The sequence below is a fragment of the Jejuia spongiicola genome (assembly GCF_023502325.1).
GTDB lineage: Bacteria > Bacteroidota > Bacteroidia > Flavobacteriales > Flavobacteriaceae > Wocania_A > Wocania_A spongiicola.
Map to the genome: position 1 here is coordinate 56,863 of NZ_JAMFLZ010000003.1, position 25,627 is coordinate 82,489.

General features: G+C 32.3%; 19 protein-coding genes. 18 read left to right on the top strand and 1 reads right to left on the bottom strand.

Annotation, left to right across the window (positions count from 1 at the left end):
* Window positions 1–119 precede the first annotated feature (119 nt).
* The 18 genes from M3P09_RS07570 (at window position 120) to M3P09_RS07655 (ending at window position 24,014) form a co-directional block, all read left to right on the top strand.
* On the top strand, window positions 120–1,268 hold the full coding sequence (locus tag M3P09_RS07570) for a tail fiber protein (protein ID WP_249972642.1): 1,149 nt from the start codon (window positions 120–122) through the stop codon (window positions 1,266–1,268).
* A gap of 3 nt (window positions 1,269–1,271) precedes the next feature.
* Window positions 1,272–2,300 (top strand): interleukin-like EMT inducer domain-containing protein, encoded by a 1,029-nt coding sequence (locus M3P09_RS07575; RefSeq protein ID WP_249972643.1) that lies wholly within the window; start codon window positions 1,272–1,274, stop codon window positions 2,298–2,300.
* Window positions 2,293–3,291, top strand: a complete 999-nt coding sequence (locus M3P09_RS07580) for a tail fiber protein (protein ID WP_249972644.1) — start codon at window positions 2,293–2,295, stop codon at window positions 3,289–3,291. The genes M3P09_RS07575 and M3P09_RS07580 overlap by 8 nt, the downstream gene beginning before the upstream one ends.
* Before the next feature lie 12 nt (window positions 3,292–3,303).
* Window positions 3,304–3,837 carry an OmpH/Skp family outer membrane protein gene (locus M3P09_RS07585; RefSeq protein WP_249972645.1) on the top strand — a complete coding sequence of 178 codons (534 nt, stop codon included), beginning with the start codon at window positions 3,304–3,306 and terminating at the stop codon, window positions 3,835–3,837.
* Window positions 3,838–3,929: 92 nt separating this feature from the next.
* Entirely contained in the window at window positions 3,930–4,601 is a 672-nt protein-coding gene (locus M3P09_RS07590; protein ID WP_249972646.1) for a hypothetical protein, read from the top strand.
* A gap of 136 nt (window positions 4,602–4,737) precedes the next feature.
* Window positions 4,738–9,843, top strand: coding sequence for a hypothetical protein (locus M3P09_RS07595; protein ID WP_249972647.1), 5,106 nt, complete (start codon window positions 4,738–4,740; stop codon window positions 9,841–9,843).
* Window positions 9,844–9,932: 89 nt separating this feature from the next.
* Window positions 9,933–14,105: an RHS repeat domain-containing protein gene (locus tag M3P09_RS07600; RefSeq protein WP_249972648.1), complete on the top strand. Its 4,173-nt coding sequence runs from the start codon at window positions 9,933–9,935 to the stop codon at window positions 14,103–14,105.
* Between the two features lie 24 nt (window positions 14,106–14,129).
* Window positions 14,130–14,777 (top strand): hypothetical protein, encoded by a 648-nt coding sequence (locus M3P09_RS07605; protein ID WP_249972649.1) that lies wholly within the window; start codon window positions 14,130–14,132, stop codon window positions 14,775–14,777.
* Window positions 14,778–15,222: 445 nt separating this feature from the next.
* Window positions 15,223–15,957, top strand: a complete 735-nt coding sequence (locus M3P09_RS07610) for a hypothetical protein (RefSeq protein WP_249972650.1) — start codon at window positions 15,223–15,225, stop codon at window positions 15,955–15,957.
* Between the two features lies 1 nt (window position 15,958).
* Window positions 15,959–16,621, top strand: a complete 663-nt coding sequence (locus M3P09_RS07615; protein WP_249972651.1) for a hypothetical protein — start codon at window positions 15,959–15,961, stop codon at window positions 16,619–16,621.
* Window positions 16,622–16,634: 13 nt separating this feature from the next.
* Window positions 16,635–18,215, top strand: coding sequence for a hypothetical protein (locus tag M3P09_RS07620; RefSeq protein WP_249972652.1), 1,581 nt, complete (start codon window positions 16,635–16,637; stop codon window positions 18,213–18,215).
* 3 nt (window positions 18,216–18,218) lie between these two features.
* The gene (locus tag M3P09_RS07625; RefSeq protein WP_249972653.1) at window positions 18,219–19,334 is read left to right on the top strand and encodes a hypothetical protein; all 1,116 of its coding nucleotides are present in this window, start codon (window positions 18,219–18,221) and stop codon (window positions 19,332–19,334) included.
* A gap of 7 nt (window positions 19,335–19,341) precedes the next feature.
* A complete protein-coding gene (locus M3P09_RS07630) occupies window positions 19,342–20,292 on the top strand; it encodes a tail fiber protein (protein WP_249972654.1) in 951 nt (316 codons plus the stop codon).
* Complete coding sequence (locus M3P09_RS07635) at window positions 20,282–20,740, top strand: hypothetical protein (RefSeq protein ID WP_249972655.1); 459 nt, start codon at window positions 20,282–20,284, stop codon at window positions 20,738–20,740. Before M3P09_RS07630 ends, M3P09_RS07635 begins: the two co-directional genes overlap by 11 nt.
* The gene (locus tag M3P09_RS07640; RefSeq protein WP_249972656.1) at window positions 20,737–22,107 is read left to right on the top strand and encodes a hypothetical protein; all 1,371 of its coding nucleotides are present in this window, start codon (window positions 20,737–20,739) and stop codon (window positions 22,105–22,107) included. The genes M3P09_RS07635 and M3P09_RS07640 overlap by 4 nt, the downstream gene beginning before the upstream one ends.
* Window positions 22,095–22,427 (top strand): hypothetical protein, encoded by a 333-nt coding sequence (locus M3P09_RS07645; RefSeq protein WP_249972657.1) that lies wholly within the window; start codon window positions 22,095–22,097, stop codon window positions 22,425–22,427. Before M3P09_RS07640 ends, M3P09_RS07645 begins: the two co-directional genes overlap by 13 nt.
* Window positions 22,417–22,881, top strand: a complete 465-nt coding sequence (locus tag M3P09_RS07650; protein ID WP_249972658.1) for a PulJ/GspJ family protein — start codon at window positions 22,417–22,419, stop codon at window positions 22,879–22,881. The genes M3P09_RS07645 and M3P09_RS07650 overlap by 11 nt, the downstream gene beginning before the upstream one ends.
* Entirely contained in the window at window positions 22,881–24,014 is a 1,134-nt protein-coding gene (locus M3P09_RS07655; protein ID WP_249972659.1) for a type II secretion system F family protein, read from the top strand. Before M3P09_RS07650 ends, M3P09_RS07655 begins: the two co-directional genes overlap by 1 nt.
* A gap of 354 nt (window positions 24,015–24,368) precedes the next feature.
* On the opposite strand, the gene M3P09_RS07660 is transcribed toward M3P09_RS07655, so the two are convergent.
* On the bottom strand, window positions 24,369–25,229 hold the full coding sequence (locus tag M3P09_RS07660; protein WP_249972660.1) for a M43 family zinc metalloprotease: 861 nt from the start codon (window positions 25,227–25,229) through the stop codon (window positions 24,369–24,371).
* Window positions 25,230–25,627: the final 398 nt, after the last annotated feature.

The following is a 25,627-nucleotide window of genomic DNA, read 5'->3' on the forward strand; positions in this document are numbered from 1 at the left end:
AAAGTAAGGTTTTAGCTTATTGCAAATAAGCTTTTTGCTTACTAATTGTAATAGAATAGCTTACTCCAAATCCAAAAATCCTTTCTAATTTTATTGCCACATTCTAAAATCAGAAAATCATGAAAAATATAGTTTGTCTTTTTATATTTATTTCAAGTTTGTTTATTTCTGCTCAACAAACGTATTACCCAGTAACTGCAGGAAATGGTAATGGCGTTCGTTTTTGGAATAGTGACCTTTATAAAATTCATATGGGGAATACTTCTGAATACCAATTTGGCCCCGTTACAGATTTTAGTATTAAAATAAACATGAGTAATCATGCAGATCGAGGATGGACATGGGGATTACATGGAGTAACTCCAATTGCGGCGTTAAATACACTTGGAGATTTTCAAGTAGCTAGAAATTTTTATGCTTTAGGTAATATGGGTGTAGGTACCACAACACCTGCTTATAAATTAGAAGTGAACGGAACAGGAAGGTTTTCAAGTACTATATTAATAGGAGACCCAAATGGTGCGAGAACAGAATTTACCACAATTACAAATCCTAGAGTCTTTAATCCAGCAAATGTAAGAACAATTGACCTTGATGGTGATTATCATGGAGGAGGTTATGTTGGTGTTTATAGAGGAGATACTGCTAAACGAGGAGTATTCATGCACACACATGTAAATAGCATGTACAATGAGTTAGTTGTAAGGGAAATAAGGCAAGACTTAGTGCAAACTGAGGCAATCCAGCTTCGTTCACAAATCTTTTCTGGCGATACATCACCTACTAATTATATCGCTTTGCCTTCACAAAAATCGACCATAATAATTGGAGAAAATATAAATAACAATCTCAGTCAAGGTTTTGGTCTTATAAATAAGTTAAAGACAAATTTCGAAAATGATGTATATGTTGAAACTGGTAACGTTGGCATCGGTACTACAACTCCAGATTCCAAACTAACAGTAGCAGGTAATATACATGCACAAGAAGTAAAAGTAACAGTAAACGCGGGCGCAGATTTTGTTTTTAATGATGACTATAAACTACCATCTCTAAAAGAAGTTGAACAATTTATTAAAACAAATAATCACCTTCCTGAAATAGCATCAGAAAAGGAGATGCAGGATAATGGACTTCTTTTAGGAGAAATGAATATTAAGCTGCTCCAAAAAATAGAGGAGTTGACGCTTTATACTATTCAACAGCAAAAACTTATTGAAGAGCAATCAGAAACTATAAAAAAAATACAGCAAAAATTAAAAGATTAAATTATGACTAGACAATTATTTGCTTGGTTCTTTTTTGTGTTAACCTCCTTATGTTTAAGTGCTCAAACAAGCGTTTACATTAAAGGAACTGGATACAATTACAGCCAGAGTAGAGTAGTAAAACTTAACAATCAAAATATTGTTAATACAGCAGGAAGGGGGTTGTGTTTAACTATTATTAACGCTAGTACTCATCAGCATGTGTCTTCGACAGTATATGATACTTATGGTAATTCTGTAGCTTCAGATAATTTAGCAATTGCCCTTAATAACCTTCAAAGAGGGCAATTGGGAATATTAACATCTTATGATGCATGGGAAAATCAAGTTACTTTAAATTTAAAAAATGCAGCAAGAAGACTAGGGCTTTTTAAATTAGGAAGCGGTATTGATTATAGCTCTAGAAGACCTTATGCTGCTATATTTAGAGGATCTGGAATTTCTACAAACAATACTGAACCTAATCATATAGCTTTTGAGGTGATGCAATCAAATAGCTCTGGAGCAGAACAAGCAGTTATAGCCACTTGGTTAATTGAGGATGCTTTTATTGGCAATAATCTTACAAATGCTTTAATATCTGGTAATGCCGAAAACCTTGGTTCTTCTTTATTAGTTGATGACCTTAATAACGTAGGCATCGGTACTACAACTCCAGATTCTAAACTAACAGTAGCAGGTAATATACATGCGCAAGAAGTAAAAGTAACAGTAAATGCAGGGGCAGACTTTGTTTTTAATGATGATTATGAGCTACCCTCTTTAAAAGAAGTTGAACAATTTATTAAAACTAACAACCACCTTCCTGAAATAGCTTCAGAAAAGGAGATGCTAGATAATGGACTGTTTTTAGCAGAAATGAATATTAAGTTGCTCCAAAAAATAGAGGAGTTGATGCTTTATACTATTCAACAAGAAAAGCAATTAGAAATGAAAGACTCTAAAATTAAGAGTATAGAAAATATATTAAAAAAACAAGATGATAGAATTAAAAGAATAGAAGAATTAATAAAAAGTAAAAGAAATGAATAGGCATTTAACTTTAATTTTTGGATTCCTTATGTCGCTTGGCATTCAAGCACAAAATCCTGCAGGAAACAACCAAGAAGTCCAATTTAATAGTAACGGTAGTTTTGGAGCTAGTCCTTATTTAAAATGGAATGGGGCTAACCTACAATTTTTAGATTTAGGAGTTCATTCAGCTAAACTTTTTTTTAAATCTGAGAATGGTGATGATAGTTATATTTTTTCTGAAAATTATGGGCCAAACCAAAACAGGTTGGTTTTCCACACAAGAGATGATGGAGATCAAGATTACGCTGTTTTTAGAAATAGACACTGGAATGATGGAGAAAAAGATGTTTTTGAAATACATAGAACTTGGACTAAGGCAAATTCTAATTTTTATGTAATGAATGGTAATATTGGCGTTGGTACTACAACACCATCATCAATTGCAATGCTCCATACAAAGAAACCATCAGATTCAGCTGGCTGGGGACTTTTGACGGATTCATTTGGTATTAATAACTGGTCTGGCTTTTTTTCTGATGCTTCTAATAACTTCAATATTCAAGCTAGAGATGGCATGGGGGTATTAACAGCTAATATAGCAAGTAGTGGAGATACTTGGCTAAATGGAGGCAACGTAGGCATAGGTACTACAAATCCAGATTCTAAATTAACAGTAGCAGGTAATATACATGCGCAAGAAGTAAAAGTAACAGTAAATGCAGGGGCAGACTTTGTTTTTAATGATGACTATAAACTACCATCTCTAAAAGAAGTTGAACAATTTATCAAAACTAACAATCACCTTCCAGAAATAGCTTCAGAAAAGGAGATGCAGGATAATGGACTGTTTTTAGCAGAAATGAATATTAAGTTGCTCCAAAAAATAGAGGAGTTGACGCTTTATACTATTCAACAAGAAAAGCAATTAGAAAAGCAGGAAACAATAAATCAAGAACTAATAAATCGTCTTAAAAAATTAGAAAATTTATTATTTAATAAAAACAATTAAACTATAAAACAAATGAAAAAATTAGCCTTACCCTTGGCCTTTCTAGCCGTAATATTATCAATGTCTTCTCTATGTTATCTGAAATCATCATCAGAACTAGTTTATGTTGATGTTAATAAACTGCTTGATGGTTACAAACGTACCAAATTGGTAAAAGCCCAATTTGAAGAAAAAGCAAAAACGTTAAACGCCAATGTAGATAGTTTAATGACCGATTGGCAAAAGGAGTTAAAGACTTACGAAAAAGAACGCTCTAAAATGAGCAAAAAAGAGTTGGAGCTAAAGCAACAATTATTAGGGAATAAACAACAGCAAATAAATAATTACCAACAAGCGATTCAGAAGCAAATTCAGGAAGAAGATAAAAAATCTACCCAAACGGTTATAAATGATATTAACGATTATATAAAAGAATATGGTAAAGCCAATAATCATAAAATAATATTTGGAGCTAGTGGAGGTGGAAACATTATGTATGCTGATGATGCAACCGATTTAACTCAAGAAGTTTTAAACGGACTTAATGCAGAATTTGAAGGTCAATAAGCTTTTTTGTTATTCCGACGAAGCGAAGCATTGAGCGACGAGGAATCTCATTAATATTAGTTGAAGAAACTCAAAAACCAAAACATCAAAAATTGAAAATAAAAAATAAAATACTATCTGTCATTCCGAAATTTATGCTAAGCATAGTTGAGGTAAAAGCAGGAATCCACTTGTTTTTACTGGCGTTATTCTTAACGAGCTGTCAACAAAAGACTTTCAACAACGAAGTTGCATTACTAGACTATATCAAAGAAGAAACCAACGGTTATACACAGCATAAAACCATAAACGGTGTAGACTACACTTTAATGTATCGCCCAACTGATGTTTTGGTAAAGCAAGAATTGGGTGATAATATAACTGATACTGAGCCTAGTAAATGTGAAACATTACGCAACAAGTACAAAAAGTATATGTATTTCAATTTAAGTATGAGTATAAACAATAAAGAACTTTTAAGTGCTGCACCAAAAAACAGAAACGAATTTGGGCAAATGGTAAACCAACTTGCTTTTGGTATGAACGAGAAAGTACATGTATATACACAAGGTAAAGACACACTAGAAATGGCTGACTTTATTTACCCACGTATGTACGGGATGAGTAAGGCCACCACCATTATGTTTGTTTATCCACGAGATGAAAAAGTATTAAAAGATGAGTATATAAATTTTACCATTGAAGATTTAGGATTGTACACCGGCGAAGTGAAATTTAAAATACCAACAAAAAAATTAATAAACGAACCAGAATTAAACCTATAACAACATTGCGGGGAATTCCGATAATTATCGAGACAACGTTGCAATCTGTAAAATAGAAACTAAAATTATAACCTTTTGTAACCCTAAGCTTGCCTGTACTGAGCGCAGTCTAAGTGTCACTTTATAAAGAACAATTATGATAAACAAAAAAACTCCAAAAAAAATAGGCATTGTATTTACAATACTGCTGTTTAGTTTATGTGTTAAAACTACTAATGCACAGGGGCCTAACGCACCAGAAGCTGCTAGTTTTGAACCTGTAGATGCTACCGATATGGTTAATCTAGCAACAGGTGATTTAAGTTATGTACTACCATTATTAAATGTGCCAAGTCCTGAAGGGGGTTATCCAATTACTCTATCTTATCATGCAGGTATAGCTATGGAGCAAGAAGCCTCATGGGTAGGCTTAGGGTGGAGTTTAAACCCAGGTGCTATCAATAGAAGTGTAAGTGGTCAACCTGATGATTGGAGAGAAGGACTAAACTCTACTATTACTAATGATATTGGAGGTGTTAGCTCTTCTAACTCTTTTTTTGTTGGTGTTGGCTGGGGAGATGATGATAAAAATTCGGTTGGAATAAAAGCAAACTTTACTTCAAATAGGGCCTTTGGAGGAGAGGTTTCTCATAGTTATTCTATAAATGCCAATGCTAATATTAATGGTACAAGTTATGGGGTGGGTTATTCTAATAATGGTAACTTTTCTGTTAGTTATAATAATTTATCTTATAGTTCTCAATCTGGGTTCGGTCTAACATTACAGGGAGGTTTTTCAACAAAATCTAAGTTAATTGGTGATGTCTCAGGAACAATTAGTGTGTCTCAAAAGAATGGGGTTGGAATTTCTCTCGAGACCACTACAGGAATACAGGCTTCAGCAATTGTTGGCGATGGTAGTAATAGGTCATCTAACAATGGATCTGCTGCTTACAGTGCTATTTCAGCTAGTGATAAATTATCAATTAATGCAACTATTGGCCCTGTAAAGTTTTCATTCTCTAAACAAAAAATAAAGTATTGGCACTTTGATGAAAAAACATATTCAAGTACTGGACTTTTATATGCAGGAGAATTAACTAATATTTTACAAAGTAAACAACTTACTTTTTTTCATGAATTTGATGCTTCTGAAACTGCATATAGGTCAATCAATCCTCAAGAAGAACTAGCTAGTAATAATCCAACTTATGTGTCTTATGATCAATATAATATTTCTGCTCAAGGAATTTCAGAGTCAATTACACCTTATTTATTAGAGTCAGCCCTTATACATAATGATATATTAACTATTGATAAAGAAATCAAAGTCAACGGAGTAAATAGAGATGTAAAATCATTGTATTATTTTAATAATTCTGGAACAAATGATTTCAAAAAATCTATTAATAATCTCTCAGAATCCAATCGTATAAAGTTTCATTTAAATAACGAGCTTTCATCATATCATAAATCAAACTCCGTTTCAATTAATTCTTGGCAACATCCAATAAATTATAATGGTAGCCCATCAGATTTTGCTAATAATGTTAATATTTCTGAAATTATTTCTGAAGAAGGATTTGTTTCTAATAAGAATAGATTAAAGCAAAGCTCCTTTATTGAATCATATACAAACGAACAAATTCTTAATAATTCAAACTTAATTTTTAGCACGAATATAAATAGAAATGATTTAGACCCAGATGGTATTGGAGCTTTCAAAGTAACAGTTTCTGATGGTAAAACTTATCATTATACTATTCCTGTTTATCAAAAAGAAAAATTCTCTAGAACAACTAAGTATGATGATGATATTAATAACAAATATTCTGAACAACAATCTTTAAGTCCATACGCAACGCATTGGTTGCTTACTGCTATAACAGGTCCTGACTATATAGATATAGATAGTAATAATGAGTTAAGTGAGGAAGACTATGGTTATTGGGTAAAGTTTAATTATGGAAAATGGTCTGATGGATACTCTTGGAGAATTCCTAGTACGGGCTATACATATGGTGCAAATACCAAAAGCTATAATTGGGGAGTTAAAGATATTTATTATTTAAATAGTATAAAAACAAGAACACATACTGCTTTTTTTATAAAAGAAGAACGTGGTGATTATAATTCAATTAAAAGTAAAGTGGGAAATAGTAAAATAAACCCTCTAGTAAAGAACGCCATTTATTATAGTTATGATCCTAACGTTCCAATATACACAGGTACAAATGGGGAAAAATACTTCCCAGGAGCTTATTCGACAATTTCTTCTACTGCTAACCCACATGGTCCTGGTCAATATTCAGTTTTTGATATTACAAATAAGTTTTATGCAGAATCATTTAGCCATAAAACGCTACGCTTAAAAGAAATTTTACTTGTGAGAAATGGAGATATAACTTCTACTAATATGAGTAATTCACAAATTAACCCTATTTTAAGTTCTGATTTTCTTTTTGAAGAAAGAGTTAAAATTGTAAATGATAATACTGTAGATACTGGATTTATATCATATGTAAATTCAACATATAATGGACAATATTTCTCTAACATAATTGATACTAACGATTCTGATTTTACGGCTTTAAAAAATAAAGCTATAAAATCAATAAAGTTCAATTATGATTATTCTTTAGCTAGCAATAGTTCTAATTCTAGCAATTCTGGAAAGCTAACTTTAAAGAGTGTTAATTATTCAGGGAAAAATGGTATAACTGTAATGCCTCCTTATAAGTATAATTATAATTCATCAATTTACAATAAAGACCAAGAAGATGATTGGGGGTATAATAAATTAAACCCTAAAGCTGGTAGTTTAGCAAAAATAACAACACCAACTGGTGGAGTTATTGATGTAGTATACGAAAGTGATGACTATTTATATGAAGCTGGAACCAAAAGTATTGTGTTTGATTTTAATATGGAATTAAAATTTACTGGCAGTGAGTCTGGAAATAAATATGTAGAAATAAGAAACCATCAAAATAATGATCCGAGACAAGATATAGATTTTACAAATTATTTTAGTGTAGGTGATTTCGAATATTTAGATATTCAATATTGGTGGAATCCAGACCATAATGGTGCTCATCGGGTGGCTGATGTTTCTAATGATTGTGAAATTACTTTTGTATCAAATAACCAAATAACATTTAAACTGCCAAATACTATTACAGGGAGTGATGTAAGAAGGGATATTGATTGTGAGAATGAAAATTGGGTTTTTTATAGGTGGTATAATGAAGTAGTTACTAGAACTTCTAACTGGAGAGAAGAGTTGAGAGAATTTGATTGCGGAGGACCAGGAAATGATAATGATAAGGTTAAAATCAAACTATTCTCAAAATTAAACAATAATAACGCTAAAGGCGGAGGTTTAAGAGTTAGAAAAATCATCGTTGACGGGAAGTATACTACAGATTATTATTACAATAAGCCTGGATCATCAATATCCCAAAATGACCCAAGTTATGTTTCCTCTGGTGTTACTAGTTTTGCTCCGTCTAAATTTTATAAAGAAATACCATATGGTAATTATATTCCATCTCCAGGGGTAATTTATGAGTATGTTACTGTTGTAAAGTCTGATGTTATAAATAAGTTTAATTTCAACGTTTTGCCAAAACATACTTTAGGCGTTACAGTAAAGTATTCATTAGGTGACTTCTTTAATATTATAGAGGATGCACCTGTACTTGATAATTTACCTATTACCGTTAATTCACCGTATCAAAACATTCCTTTAAAAAAATCAAGGTTTACTATTAAAGATAAATTATCGTTAATTGGAAGTCTTAAAGCAAAAAAAACATTCAATTTAAATAATCACCTCCTATCTTCAACTATAAATGATTATGGCAATATTATTAGTTCTAACGATAATGTTATTCAAGAGAATTTTAGTTCTTTAGAAAGAGTTTATACGAGAGTAAGTGGTCAGGGAACAACCACATCTAATCTAAATTTAGTAAATACATCAAAGCTTACTTACCCTGTCAAATTGTTTAATAGAAAAACTATTAGTAATAACTACGAAACAGTAACGAATTTTGACAAGCATGATATAAATACAGGTCAAGTCCTAGAAACCACCACAATAGATAGCAAGGGTAACGAATTTAAAACAGAACTCATTCCTGCATACACAAAGTCAGAATATAATCCGTCAGGAGGTTATGGCATGGGGTCTAAAGTTGATAATAGTACAAATAAAAACATGCTCACACAAGAAGCCATGACCAAAACCTATTTAAAAGTGGGTAGCAATTGGGAAGAAACAGGTGTTGGTATTACTACTTGGAATAACCAGTGGGATTATACAAATTATGATAACAATAAAACCTTAAATTCTGCGATTCCTGCCAGCCAAAAAACATGGCGTAAACACAAAATTTTTATTTGGGATGGAGCTGTTAACGCTACTACAGGTATTTACGAAAACTTTGTAGGTGATGATGATAGTTTTAATTGGGCAGTTGGACCAAATGTTGACCAAACCAATTCTAAATGGAAAAACACATCTACTACTACACAATACGATCATTATTCTATGCCATTAGAAGTAAAGGATATTAATGATAATTATGCATCTACTAAAACTTGCGATGCAGAAAGTAAGGTTTTAGCAGTATCAAACGCTATGTACACAGAAATGTACTATAGTGGCGCTGAATATATTGTTAAAGATAGTAATGGCAATAACACTATCTATTTTGATGGACAAGTAAAATCAGCAGGACAAAATGCTACTAAAGCACATACGGGAACACATTCAATAAGTGTTGCTTCCGGTGCAAAAGGATTTGAGGTAAACCTAAATTCTGGTGAGCATCGTGCAGGTAAATACAAAGTATCAGTGTGGGTAGATAAAGCAACCCATACTAGTGCCAGAATTAACATTAATGGAAGTACAAAAGCATTTAATGGGGAAGAAGTATTTGCAGGTAATTGGGTGCAAAAAACGCATTATGAAGATTTAAGTATCGGTGCAGAAACGGTTTATATAACTTCTGCTAGTGGTACTATTTATGCAGACGATTTTAAGCTCCATCCAATAGCCTCATCAATGACCAGTTATGTTTACAATGAGTGGGATGAACTCTGGTATATTATAGGAAATAACGGATTAGCCTCTAAATTTGAATATGATTCGGCGGGCAGATTAAAAGTTACCTATACCGAAGTAATAGACGATACTAATGTAACCGGTGGATTTAAAAAAGTAAGTGAAAATAGTTATAATTATAAAGCCCAATAATCATGAAGAATAATCTAAGATTTATAACCGTTATATGTTTGTTCCTTGGGATTAATACAAACTCCAATGTGTTTGCGCAAAGTTGTTATATGGATAACATAAATGCTGTTAACTTTGCATACCAAGGAGGAACACAAACCATTACAGTAACTTTTACGCAGTATGACCCAGCATGTGCCAATGAAAGTTTTGAGTTTGTAGATGTGCCCTCGTGGTTAACCATTACGCATGTATCGCAATTTGGTATACAAATTATTTGTCAAGCAAATAATGGTGCTCAGCGCACACAACTTATAGGTGTAAAACTATTTGGAAACTACGTAAACGGATTTCCAGTAATACAAGCGCAAAGCTGCCATAAAAACTGGTACCCTGATAGTGATGGTGATACTTTTGGTGATAAATATGGAGAGCCTATATGGAGTTGTACAGAACCTCCAGCACAGCACGGAATCAGTTATGTAGCTAACAACAGCGATCGTTGTCCAGATGACGCCAATACTGGTAACTATGGCTGTCCAGCTGATTATCTATATGAAAACATAAATTGGATTTCCTCAAAAGCCTATGATATAAACGGTAATCTAAAAGCGAATTCGAAAGCTTACTTCAATGGTTTAGGAAAAGGCATTCAATCACAAAGTGTGGATATTAAAACAAATCGTACCTGGGCTAACCAGACTCTTTACGATACTCAGGGACGACCAGCATTATCCACTTTAAGCGCCCCAGTGAATACTAACGGGACACCAACCTATAAGGCAGATTTTATAAGAAACATAAACAACCATACTTATGATAGTGCCGATTTTGAAAATGACCCAGAAAACCCAACAGCTATAGGAGAAACCACGACCAATACTTTAGGTTGGTACTATAGCGCTAATAATACAGATAGCTATCAAGCTGGTAATAACTATCAAGATGAAACAGATTACCCTTTTGCTCGAACCATTTATAGCGAATTAAACCCAGGAGTGGCATTAAAATCTATAGGGGGTAATAAACAAAATGGAGAATGGAAACAGGGTTATACTTTTAGTATGCCAGCAGGACAAGAATTATCACGCTCCAAAGCATTTAATGATCCAGCTTATAATACTATTAAAACCATTAAAACCATCAGTAAAGATGTGCATGGTAACGAAGTCGTGGCCTTTACAGATACTGATGGTAAAACCTTAGCGGCAGCTCGAGTTGGTGGCGTTTTAAACCCAGATAGCACCGTTGATATTAGTACACAAGGATTTGTAGATGTACATGTGCCAAAAGGCACTACTGGGTTTACTATTAATGGAGTTTCTGGTATTACAACAGAGGTTTACAATCTTATTACAGAGCAAGCTACGGCATCAGCAACTAATAGTTTAACAAACGGATTTTACCGTGTGTCTATTACTAATTTAGAAAGTTATAGTCCAACAACACCCTCTAATACTGTAAGTGTAACCTACCACGATAATTATTACGATTATAGTCTTAATGAGTATGATGAAGCAGGACGTTTAATAGCGTCTTACCAACCCGTTGGTAATACAAAAGCACAAAAGCCAGTGACTATATACAGTTACAATGCTGTTGGGCAACTATTAAGTACTACAAGCCCTGATGAAGGCACTGCTAATTTTAAATATCGTAAAGATGGACAAATACGTTTTTCGCAAAACTCAAAACAGTTGGCAGCAGGCGAATTCTCATATACCAACTATGATGATTTAGGCAGACCCATAGAAAGTGGTGTGGCTACTGGAACGTTTTCTGCTTTAAATGCAGACACATCAATTGTAACCACTAGTATAACTGCCGAAAAGCAAGAAACCACCTATGATGCCTTAGGAAGTTCAGATTTAAGTTACCTATCTGGAGTACATAGTACGTACGGTAATCCAAGTTTTTTAGCAAGCAATGTAGCAAAAACCTCAAATGTAAATACAACAACCTATTACAGTTACGATGTGTATGGGCGAGTTAAATGGGTTGTACAAAACATACTAGGATTAGGGGCTAAAACTATAGATTATAAATACGACCAAATTACAGGTGCTGTTACTGAAGTAGATTTTCAAAAGCATAATACCAATGAGCGTTTTATACATAAGTATACCTATGATACGGTAGATAACAGTTTAATAAAGGTAGAAACATCAACCAATGGTAGTACGTATACAACCCATGCCAATTACACCTATTATGAAACAGGTGCATTAAAACAGATAGAGTTAGCACCTCAAAATAATACAGGAACGCCTTTACAAAATATAGATTATGTATATAACCTAAATGGGCAGTTGAAAGCTATAAACTCTGGAAATGATGCTAATGATTTGTTTAGTATGCAAATTGATTACCATGCTGATGATTACAAACGTTCTGTTAGTAACGTAAGCACACCAAATTATGGAGAGAACCAATACAACGGCAATATAAAAGGGGTGCGTTGGAAAAATAAAGAGTTGGATAATACAGACCAAACCTATAGCTATTATTACAATAAAAACAATTGGCTTAAGGATGCCATAAACGGACAATATGCAAATTCGAATGAAAACGCAACAAAATTAAACATCCAGAATAATGATATACACGAAGGTGTTGTCAAAAATTTTAACGCCACCAATAGCATTACTTGGTTGCCAGGTTTTTATGCAAAGCCTAATACAGGGCAAGAAGTAACCGCTAAAATAATTACAGGTACACCTAGTACATTCCAGTCGGGGAAATATAATGTATTTGATATTACCTATGATGCCAACGGGAATATAAGAACCCTTAACCGTAATAGAGATGCTGGCGGAGGAGATAATAAGATGGACCAGTTAAACTACAGTTACAACCCAGAAAAACCTAACCAATTAAAACGAGTAGATGATGCTGCAGGACAAGTGTTAGTGGGTAAAGACATAGATGATCAAGATGGAAACAATTATGAGTATAACCAAATTGGTCAACTTATTAAAAATAATGAAGAAAATATTGAGTATATTTACAATGCAAGTGGATTAGTTACTCAAGTAAAAAAAGATGGTAACCCATTAGTAAAGTTTTTTTATAATGATAAAGGACATCGTGTAAAAAAAGAAGTTTACACAGGAATCTCATTGACAAGAACCGATTATTATGTACGCGATGCCTCAGGAACGGCATTAGCCATATACGAAGGTGCCACGGTAAAAGAGCATACCATTTATGGTGTAAGCCGCTTAGGTGTGTATAATAGAAGCGGAGGATCAAGTTATTACCAGTTAACTGACCATTTAGGTAATGTACGTGCTGTAACAGGTAGAACTAGTACTGGTACACCTATAGCTATAGTAAGTGCAACAGATTACTATCCTTTTGGGATGCCGATGCCTAATAGAGATAATAACCCTAACGGTTATCGTTATAAATATCAAGGACAGGAAAAAGACCCTGAGACTGGGAAAGAAGCTTTTGAACTGAGATTATGGGATAGTAGGATTGGAAGATGGTTGACTACTGACCCTGCGGGACAGTTTAATTCTCCTTATTTAGGGATGGGGAATAATCCTGTTGCTAGAATTGACCCTGATGGGGGCTTTAGTCCACCTACAGATTATATTTATACAGATGACAAAGGTAAAAGACATAGTGTTCATGTAAATGATGGAATAAATCAAGTTATAGAATTAACAGACCTTTTGCAATGGACTCATGCTCAGGTTCTATCTACGTCTTATGATGCTAGTAATTCGTCTCATGTAGCTATAAATAATATGCTACAAAGATTAGGAACTCTTAGACCTGATTTATTTTATACAATTGATAATGTTTTAGATGGGAAAAAATGGGTGTCCTATGCTGATGGTGGGCATGTTTGTGGAAAAGCTGCAAGAATGCAATGTGGAGTAGGTGGTGCAACACCTGCTTGGGATTGGGGGCAAGTAGGTTTATATGTGGATACTGCAAGACAAAAGGCTGAAAGTGACTATAAAACTTTAACATCAAATGTACCTCTCGCTTTAACAACCATTGATGATAATTTGAATAGTGGGTTCCCCGTTATGACAGGAGTAGAATACCATGGAGGGGTGGTAGGTAACTTAAATGTGTTAAGTGACCATTATATAGTTATAGTAGGAAGGGGCAATGATGTACATGGAAATTATTATTCTTATTGGGACAACGTTGGGGACAGAATAGATACTAATTTAAATAGACTATATTACAACGGTAATAGTCTTATAGATAATAATACACCTTTAGGAACATATACTGTTACTGAAATTAGACCAAATAATTAATTTATTATGAAAAAAATATTATTAATGTTTTTTATTGGTATGAGTACTTTAAGTTGTTCTAAAAAAAAGGAACATGTTAATATTACTGGTCATACGGGTAATACTGAATCTATTCTATATAACGAATTTAAATCTAATTTTAGTATTGAATATAGTTTGCCTTTAGACTTTAATCAAAATTTTGTTTTTAACATAAAAAATGTAAAACTAGATTCTGAGAAGTACAAAGACTTTATATGTTCAGAAATTAATAATTGTGAGTTTGTTTCAAGTTATATGAGGAGTAGCTATTATCCAATGGGGATTATTTCTTCTAATGGGAAAAATGATTTTTTTTTACTTGGATTTTTTGACCCCCCGTTTACAAGAAAAATCTCTTTACTTATAGGAGACCCTACTAATGGAAGAATACTAAAAAGGATTTTATTATGGGAAGATGACCAAATAAAAAAAAGAGTAATTTCTAAAATTAGCATAGATAGAGAGATATCTTCTACGTATATTTTTGATACAACAAGCATACTGGGTAATAACAATGATTCTGATTCTTCATTAGTTAAATTAAAACATTCAAAAATCAAATTATACGATGATAATGCTGAAATCATAGAGACTAGTGACCTAGTAAATAAAAAAGTTCTCAGAACAGGCAATATCTACGAGCTAGAGTAAGTAAGAAAAAATATGAGAAAAGCAATTAACTGACAGTTATAGGAACAAGTAAAATATATTCAAGTACAGGTACTATGGAAAATGGTATTGCCCCTGCTGGTGCTAGTTTGTCAAAGTAACGGCTACCCCCCCCCGCTAGCGCTAGTTTGTAACTAGTGCCGAACAAGAGTAAGAAAATAAGATAGAGAAAGCTACTTTAGAAATAGAGTAGCTTTTTATGTTTTAGAGATAATTAAATTTTTCATTACCATTAGTTAATTTATTCTACCTTTTTTCAAGCCTTTTCAAAACAAAAAGCATTAAAAAGCACATTTTTATCTAAAAAAACAGCCTCTCACAAGTTTTTATTAAAAAAAACTGGAAAACCTTACTAAAAGTAAGGTTTTAGCTTACCGCTAATAATGTAAAAACCAATATTTTTATTCTATTCTAAATAAGAACAAAAATGAATAAAAATATTTACCTATTTTCCTTTATAATGCTACTCTTTTGTAGCTGTAAAACAGGTTCAATTTATGGAGAAGCTCAAAATGCAACCAAGCATAAAGTAGCTTTAGGAACCATAGGCACAGATAAAGATTTTATATTACAATCTGGCTTTAATAGCGCAGCAGTACCAACTTATAAAAACCCAATAAAGGTATCTGCATTGGTAACCCCATTTACTAAACAAACCTATAAAACATTCTTAAAGGCAAACGTATTACAATCGGCTAACCCTAATGTTGGTTATGTAGATTCTTTAAAAGTTAAGCCTAAGTACATTCAACTTAAAATAGCTGATAAGGTTAATCTTATTAAAGCGCTAAACGAAAAGAGTAATCAAAGTATAAAAGATTATTTAACTAATAAAACGTCAGCAAATATAGTAACGAATATATCTGTAGCTTTTAGTTCAGAAATTTTAGAAGCAGTTCAACAAGCCGATGCTATTTTTTTAGTAGAAACAAAAGCTAAAACCTATGCATTACAAATAGAAAACCCCGGCGCAGAAAAGCAAATTATTCATTTTAGCGAAGGTGTCGTTTTTGCTTATAACACCGCTAATTGCTGTTGGCAAGAAAACAAAAAACACCAATTAAATATTGTTGATTTTGTAACCGATTATAATAGTTGCCCAAATAAAACGTATCGGTCTTCCAATCGAGCAAAAAAGAAGATAAATTATTTTAAACTTTAAGATGATGAAGATAAAAACATTAATTTTTTGTTTGCTTTTAAGCGTTATAGCCTGTGATGATATTATAGAAGTTGTAGATATCTCTAACAAAACCGTTTCCATTTTAGCGCCTACTAATGATGCTATTTTAAAAACAAACGAAATAACATTTACATGGGATGCTTTGGAAGAAGCAGAAACTTACCAAATTCAAGTAGCATCTCCTAACTTTGTAAATGCAACTCAAATACTAGTTGATTCTACTCTAGCTAAAACAAGTTTTACCAAAACCTTAGACTCTGGAAGCTACCAATGGCGCGTTAGAGCAGGAAATTCTGATTATCAAACAGCATATACAGTTATAAGTTTTGATTTGGATACTGCAGTAGTTCCAGATATAAGTAATACACCGGTTGAATTATCGGCACCAGCTGACAATGCAACGTTTAGTAATTCTGAAGCGATTAATTTTTCTTGGAAAACTATTGACGGTGCAACAGAATATGTGTTACAAATAGCCACGCCTAATTTTGAAAACCCAGCTAAAACCCTAGAAGATAAAACACTTACAGAAACCACCTTTTCTGTAAGCAGTTTAGAAAAAGAAAACTACCAGTGGCGTGTAAAAGCTAAAAATGCTATACACGAAACAAATTATACAACCCGAAATTTTATCATTCAATAAAAATTAATAAATCATGAAAAGAATAACAATCATTTTTACCCTCAGTTTAGTTGTAAGTTTACAATTAAACGCTCAAACCGTTGTAGAAACGGTATCTTCTGGAACTTCTGGAGACGCTACTCTAAAAATTGAAGCAGATACCGATAATAACAACGAAGCTGATAATCCAAGAATTGAATTAAAACAAGATGGCGGACAAACAGGAGCCTATATTGGGTTTAATGCGGATTGGGGCGGTGTCGCTCCTGATAATCTTTTTAGGATAGGCACAAGGTATAGTGGCGTTGATAATTTTACTCGATTTATTATTAACCCTCAAAACGGTAATGTGGGTATTGGGACAACAGCTCCAGATGAAAAATTAGACGTTAATGGAACAATAATGTCTAATTATCTACGAGTTAATGCAACTACCTCAACAGAAGGAGGTGAAATTAAATTGGACGGTCCAATTAATTCTAATGATTGGCGTATTGATAATTTGTCTGGTGATTTTAGACTACATCATTCAGGAATAGAATATTTCAGATTAAAATCTAACGGAAATATAGGTATTGGCACAAATTCACCATCTGCAAAATTAGAAGTTAAGAGGCCTGGAAATACTCTAGGAGGTAAATGGGTTCCAAATAATAGTTATTTAACACTTGACAGCGATAATGGAAGTATATTATTATTAGATCCAAACGAAATTTACGGTAGTAGTGCTCTGTATTTTGGATCTAAATCTGGAGATATTGCAGTTTTTAGAACTGTTTCAGAGACATCAGCTGCATCAGATAAAATGATAATTAAGAATAATGGTAATGTAGGTATCGGCACAACTACACCAAGTGCTGCACTTCAAATAGAAAAAGCAATTCCTGTTGACTTTATTGCCAACTTTAAAAATACTGATACTGGAATCTCTTCTAATGGGCTAAAGGTAGAGATATCAAATTCTAGTACTAATAATACCGTCCAAAGGTGGGTGGTTAATAATGCTGAAGTTATGCGGGTTCGAGCTGACGGAAAAGTCGGCATTGGCACAACTACTCCAGGATCTAAATTGGAAATAAAAGACACAACAAATAACCAATTGTCTTTAGCTAATAGCACAGGGAATCTATGGCAGTTTAGAGCAGGTAGTACAGGTTCTCTCATTTTTAAGGACGATAATATTGAGCGTGTTAGAATTGATGCCTTAGGAAACTTAGGCATCGGCACCACAGATACCAAAGGTTTTAGACTAGGAGTAAATGGTAAAATAGCTGCCACAGAAGTAAAAGTAGCTACTTATGCTAATTGGGCAGATTTTGTTTTTAAAGATTCTTACAATTTGCCAACTCTAAAAGAAGTAGAACAACATATAAAAGAAAAAGGGCATTTAAAAGATATACCAAGTGCCGAAGAAGTAAAAAAAGATGGCATCTATTTAGGAGAAATGGATTCTAAATTACTTCAAAAGATAGAAGAGTTAATGCTTTATACTATTGAGCAGGAAAAGCGAATTGAATCTATAGAAGAGAATAATAAATCTCTCAAAAAAGAAAATGAAGTTTTAAAAACTTTATTGGAAAGGGTTGAAGAAATAGAAGCAAAAATAAAATCATAAAAAATGAAAAGAATAGCAATTGTTTTAAGTTTAATAATAACTCCTTTTGGGTTTTCGCAGGTAACAGATACAGGTGATAAAGTTGGGATTGGAACGACAACACCAGATGAGAAATTACATGTAAACGGTACAACTACGATTACAGCAGATATTGGCACTGTTACTAGTTCTCACTGGCATACTGGTGCTCATACTTTAGAGCTACAAAACAGTGATGCTGGAGATGCTGTGCTGTCATTTCATAGAGCTGGGTATTCCAATGCTGCAATCAAACATTCTTCTTTAGGAGGCTTAACTTTTTCGGGATCTGGTGCTTTTAATGCGAATCATTTATTTATAAAAAGTAACGGATATTTAGGAGTAGGAACAACAGCTCCAGCTAGTCAATTAGACGTTCGCACAGTTGATAATAAAGGAATTTGGATTAATTACAATAATGAGTCTGCTATTACTTTTAGACCTAATAATGGTAATTCTGTTTTTCATTTGAGCCATGGGCATGACAATAGGTTATACATATCTCAAGGAAGTACTGTTGGAGCAGGTAAGCTAATGACATTTGTTAATTCTGGTAATGTTGGGATTGGTACTACAAATCCCTCAAGTAAATTACATGTTTTTAATGATGGGAACCGAAATGGTTTAACAATTGAAAATAGTTCAACGTCTATGACAAATTATGGACTGACCGTTAATAACACGGCAACTACAAATGGGTATTTGCTTAGGTTAAGATCATCAGGAATTGATAAGGTTATTGTAACTGGAATTGGCAATGTAGGCATCGGTACCACAACTCCTGACGCTAAACTCGCAGTAAACGGAAACATTCATACCAAAGAAGTCAAAGTAGATTTAATAGGTTGGAGTGATTTTGTTTTTAAAAATTCTTATAAGCTGCCAACCTTAAAAGAAGTTGAGCAACATATAAAAGAAAAAGGGCATTTAAAAGATATACCAAGTGCCGAAGAAGTAAAAAAAGATGGCATCTATTTAGGAGAAATGGATTCTAAATTGCTACAAAAAATAGAAGAGTTAATGCTTTATACTATTGAGCAACAAAAGCAGATAGATATATTACTCAATAGAATTACTGAACTAGAAAAATCTAAAGAATAATTGTATCATGAAAAAACTTATATTAATTTTCTGTTTTAATTTTATAGTATGGCAATCTCAAGCACAAAGTACACCACCGCTTCCAGTGGGTAATATAGGAATAGGCACTACTAGTCCAGCACACGAGTTAGTTGTACAAGGAACATCGTCACCAAATATAGAACTTAAAAACTCTAATTATTCCAATGGAGGTTATATTCTTAATCGGACTAATTATGGTCACCAATGGAAATGGTGGGCGGAAAGTAATGTGATGTATTTTGGGTTTTCAACAAATGAATCTTCTTATGCAAATAAATTTACTATTCAGTCAGATGGAGATATAGGTATAGGTACAGCTTCACCAAATTCAAAATTACATGTAGCAGGAAATGGAGCAATCATAAAATTACAAAACACTGCTCATGAAGATACTGCCAATGCTTTTTATGGTTGGTTAGGGGGTTATGATAAAAGTGGAGATGAAGTTTGGTGGATAGGTGATGGTAGTAGTAACAACAAATCTATCGGATTAAATGTAAGTAGAGATGGTTATAATCTTAGTATTTTTAATAAAGGTAAAGGGTTAACCATTAACCAAAATGGCAATATCGGCATCGGCACCACAACTCCAGATGCTAAACTCGCAGTAAACGGAAACATTCACACCAAAGAAGTTAAAGTTGATTTAATAGGTTGGAGCGATTTTGTTTTTGAAGATTCTTATAAACTACCAACCCTAAAAGAAGTAGAACAGCATATAAAAGAAAAAGGACACTTACAAGATATCCCAAGTGCAGAAGAAGTAAAAAAAGATGGTATCTATTTAGGAGAGATGGATTCTAAATTACTACAAAAAATAGAAGAGTTAATGCTTTATACTATTGAGCAAGAGAAACGTATTGAATCTCTAGAAGATAAAAATGAAAAACTAATATTACTAGTAGAAAAATTATTAAAAGCGAAGATTGAAGAATAAAACGAAAACATATATATTATTATCATTGGTGTTAGGTGTTTGGGGTGTTGTAGGCTACAAAATTCTATCAGTTGCAAATCCAACATTGCCAGATATTGCTCAGCAAAATATAGATGCAAACTTTAATCCAAAAATTAGAACAGAAATAGACACGTTTTCTATTAAAACGGTTAACAGAGATCCTTTTTTAGGAACGTTATTGGTTAAAAAGAAGTCTGCACCTAAAAACCCAAAGCCCAAAACGGTTTTAGTTTGGAAACCAATAATATACCATGGTATTATTTCTAATCAAAATAGTAAAGTAAAAGTGTTTATTATTTCTATTGATAATCAGCAACATTTAATAAAATTAGGACAAACTATTAATGAGGTAAAATTAGTTAGAGGGAATAATACGCATGTTATATTAAGCTATAAAGGTAACAGGAAAACCATTCCAAAAACATGAGGTTTATTAAAAAAATAAATCACTTTGCAGTAAGTTATCTAGTCATTGATAATAGGAAGGTATTAAAAAAGGCGAAACAAACTTTGAAATATCTAAATCTCGATTATCGAGTGAAAGCTGGAGCTTTACAACTTACCACATTTATTGTAGTAGTTATTGCTTTGTTGTTATCAACTTTTATTATTTTATTACATACTCATAAAACCTTTAAAGCCCAAACTGGTTTTGTTATAGAAACCATTAATAATACAGATAAAGGCATTAATCATGCTTTGCAACATAAGCTTCAATTAAACGATACCGTGCTAGTTAATTTACAAGACGAAGCTTATAAAACTTTAAAAGTACATCGAGGTTTTTGGGGTGTTTTTGAAAAAGTGATAGCTGTTTCCAATATAAAAAATAAAACCTTTAAAAAAATAGCTTTAACTGGAGCGTCTCAACCTAATGTTAACCGAACAGCACTTTATCTAGAGGAGCAAAATAGACCTTTAGTAGTTGTTGGAAATACAAGAATTCAAGGAGGTGTCTATTTGCCAAAACAAGGTGTTAGGACGGGCAATATTTCTGGACATTCATATTATGGAAATCGACTTATCTATGGTAATGCTAAAACAAGTCAATCTTTGCCGAAACTTCAGAAAGAAACATTAAATCAAATTGCAACTATTAATAAAGTATATAGAAATATAGATGAAAATCAGTTTTTAGATTTAAGTATTAAAAGAACATATTTAAATTCGTTCTACAAGCCATTACAAGTTATATATAGTAGAGAAACAATTGTTCTTTCAGAAGTATCATTAACAGGACATATTTTAGTGCAATCTGAAGCCAGAATTATAGTTGATGCAACTTCTAATTTAAAAGATGTGGTTATAGTAGCTCCAATAATTCAGATTAAAAATAATGTTGAAGGTGTATTTCAAGCCTTTGCGACTAAGGAAATTACTATTGGTAATAATTGCAAACTAAATTATCCAACAGCCTTGGTTTTAAAAGAAAAAATGCAAACTAATTCACATGAAGCTACTAATCATAAAGAAACTCCGCTTATAAAAATAAAGAAAGGTTCAAAAATAAAAGGAAGTGTTATTTTTTTAGGAACCACAAAAAATTATAAGGCTCAAATACTAATTGATGAAAAAGCGACTATAATAGGAGAAGTGTATTGTAATAGAAACTTAGAGCTATTAGGAAGCATTTCTGGCAGTGTTTTTACTTCTGGCTTTGTGGCAAATCAATCTGGGTCAGTATATCAAAATCACATTTATAATGGAACGATAATCGTTAATAATCTAGCAGAAGAGTATGTCGGGCTCCCTTTTGAAAACTCTAAAAATGATGTTGCAAAATGGTTGTATTAAAAAAAATTAGAGCATCAACTTTAATGGAAACACTGGTAGCTACAGTTTTAATTGTTGTTGTTTTTATGATAGCGAGTATGATATTGAACAATTTGTTTTCAAACACCGTTAAAAACAATACAAGAGGAGTGGAAGCACATTTAAGTGAACTTAATTACTTATACCTTAATGATAAATTAAGTTTACCTTATTATGATGATTATAAGCAGTGGGAAATATCTATTGTTTCTGATAAAAATAGCACTCAAAATATAATATTATTTAAAGCCGAGAACTCTAGTACAAATCAAAATATTTTAAAAGAAACTATTGATTACTAAACACAAAATACAGGCTTTTACACTTAGCGAAATGATTGTTGTTATTATTTTGACCAGTATTGTAGTTGGTATGGCTTTTTCTGTATTAACCTTAGTTCAAAGGCATATGTCTGGCATTCAAAATAATTTTAATAAAAACACAGAGCTTAATATACTCGAGCAATCATTATGGTTAGACTTTAATAGATATTCTGAAATTGAATATAATATGATTAATGATGAACTAATTTTTACTTCTGATGTAAAAACTACTACTTATAAATTTGCAACAGACTATATCGTTAAAGAGTTAGATACATTTAATATATCAACACATAATAAATTACTCTTTTTTGATGGAGACAAAACAACCAATGGGAGAGTAGATGCTATAAAATTTGAAACCTCAAAAACATTCCAAAACCAACCAGTGTTTGTTTTTAAACAAAACGATGCTAACCAATTTATGAATTAATGGCCTTTCAGTTAGATAACATAGCAAAACAAGCACCAACAAAAAAAGAAGCTAATAATGACCTTTCTTTTTTAAAAAAGGAAATTACATTATTTAACAACACCTTTTCTAATAAAATAAAGGAAGATTTTTATACCGAGTTGGGTGTTCTGTTAAAAGCTGGAGTGTCGTTAAAAGAAGGTTTAGAGCTTATTGAAAATTCTCAGAAGAAAAAACAAAATAAAGATGTTTTAAATAAGATAGGTTTAGATGTGGTATCTGGACAAAGTTTGTCAGATGCTTTAAGTAAAAATAATCAATTTACTAGTTACGAATATTACTCCATAAAGATTGGTGAAGAAACTGGAACATTAGCTAGAGTTAGTGAACAATTAGGTGGTTTTTTCGCTAGAAAGAACGAGCAGCGAAGAAACTTGATTAGCGCGTTAACTTACCCTGTTATTATATTAAGCACAGCGATTTTGGTAGTGGCATTTATGTTAAACTATGTAGTGCCTATGTTTCAGGACATTTTTAAACAGCAAGGTGTAGAATTGCCTACTATAACTAAGCTTATAATTAAAGTATCAGAATTTATGCAAAGCTATGGATTAATATTGCTTTTTATAATAATAGCTATTATTACCTCACAATCGTTTTTAAATAAAAAAAAGCGTTTCAAACAATTAAAAGATAAGCTTATTTTAAAGCTCCCGTTTATAGGGAATTTTGTTAAAACAGTGTATTTATCTCAATTTACCCAAGCTGTTTCGTTACTTACAGCTTCAAAAGTTCCAGTAGTAAATAGTATCCAGTTAGTTAAGCAAATGATTAATTTTCATCCACTTCAGCATGCTTTGGGAATTGTTGAGCAACATATTTTGAAAGGAGAATCGCTTAGTAAAAGTTTAAGCCAGCATAAACTATTTGATGATAAAATGATAGCACTTGTTAAAGTTGCAGAAGAAACGAATCAAACCGAATTTATTTTTGATAGATTAAATATGCAATATAACACGCAAGTACAGCAGCAATCTAAAATGTTGTCTACTATTATGGAGCCTTTTATAATTTTAATTGTTGGAGTTTTAGTTGGTGTAATTTTAATTGCGATGTATTTACCAATGTTTAAGCTTAGTAGTGTTATAGGATAAAACATCTTCCCCTTGAAGAAATATTGTATTAATTGCAGGGTTAAAACAATAAGTATGATTACTAAAATGGCTTGTTAAAAATCAATATTTCATGAAGGATATTGTTAACTAAAAAGAAAAACCCTTGAAAATAAACTATTTACAAGGGTTTCAGCGGAGAAAGAGGCTCCGTAACTCTTTAATTTATCCTAGTGTTTTCAAGGCTTCCCATTTTTTAAGTTGCCTTAGGGTAACTTATAGGGTAACCACTTTTTCTTAAGTATCAAATGTTCTAATGTAAAAAAAGAGAAAATCTTATTTAATCAGTATTATGAAACTAATTTTATCTTATAAGACCTGATAGAATGAACATAGTTATTTTAATCTTATCAATTCGTTTCTATATTTATAAATAACATTATGCATTCTATCAACTTGGTCTATTGTAAACATAACTCGACAGCTAGAGTAATCCATAAAGTTGAAAAAATAAATAGGATTTCCGCATTGTATTTTAGAATCAGGACAATTACTTGTGGCTGTTTTTTGGTTAGGAGTATCGTCAATACCATCTCCCACTAAGTCGCATTTTTTCTTTCTTTCAAAAATATGGCGAAGACCAAGCCAATGACCAGTTTCATGAGTGAGTAATTTATTTCCTTTACCCATTCGGTTGTAGCTAACTGCTATTGCATCTTTTTCAGGAGACCTCCATATTCTTGGATGATCAACGTAACCACTTGTGTTCTTAAATTTGTTTACTCTAACGTTCCCCACATACACGTTCATATATTTTTTTGGGTTCCATAACGGATCTGCATAAAAAATAGGCCTAGCGAATGAGTAAAACTTTCTTTTGGTTTTTCTATATATTATTCCATCTGTGACATTCCCTTGAGGGTCTGTTTGTGCTAAATAAAATTCAATATTTGCCGTGCCTATTTTGTGTTTTATTTCGTCAGGAACTATGTTGTCTATCTCTTTATTACTAGCTGAAAAATTTTCATTTAAAACCGTTATTTCAGACTGTATAGATTCTTTACTAATCTTCATTGAGCTATTACGATAGAGGACGTGAAAAACAACAGGTATTCTTATTTTTTTAGCAATTTCTTTGTTTTCAATTGTATTATAATATTTATATTGAGTCTCCTGTTTCAATTGACTGTCGCTTGCGATAAAAGATTTATTATTTCTTTCTCCACAATACACTAGATATGAGTTGCAAGAACTCATAGTTACAATGACAATAATTAAGAATATTTTTTTAACCATTATTTATAACTTGTTGAATTACAGAATACCCAAGCAGTATGATTTGTAATTATTAGTTTTTACTAAACAAAAGAGAAGAGTGGTAAATAATTTACCATGTAATAAGACCCTAGTGAAAGCAAAAAAACTTATACTAATTATTAATTCTTATACTAATTATTAATTAATGTACTAGGGAAGTACTAAAAGTATTTAAAAATAATTAATTATCAAAATTAAAACTATTGATGATTAATAATATCTATTGATATTCAGGTTTTTCTAATTCTTTAAGTTAGAGTTTAGTTTTTTTATTATCTAGTTAATGGGTTTCCAATATTAGACTGGACATTTGATTGCGAGATTTAGAGTTGGAAAAA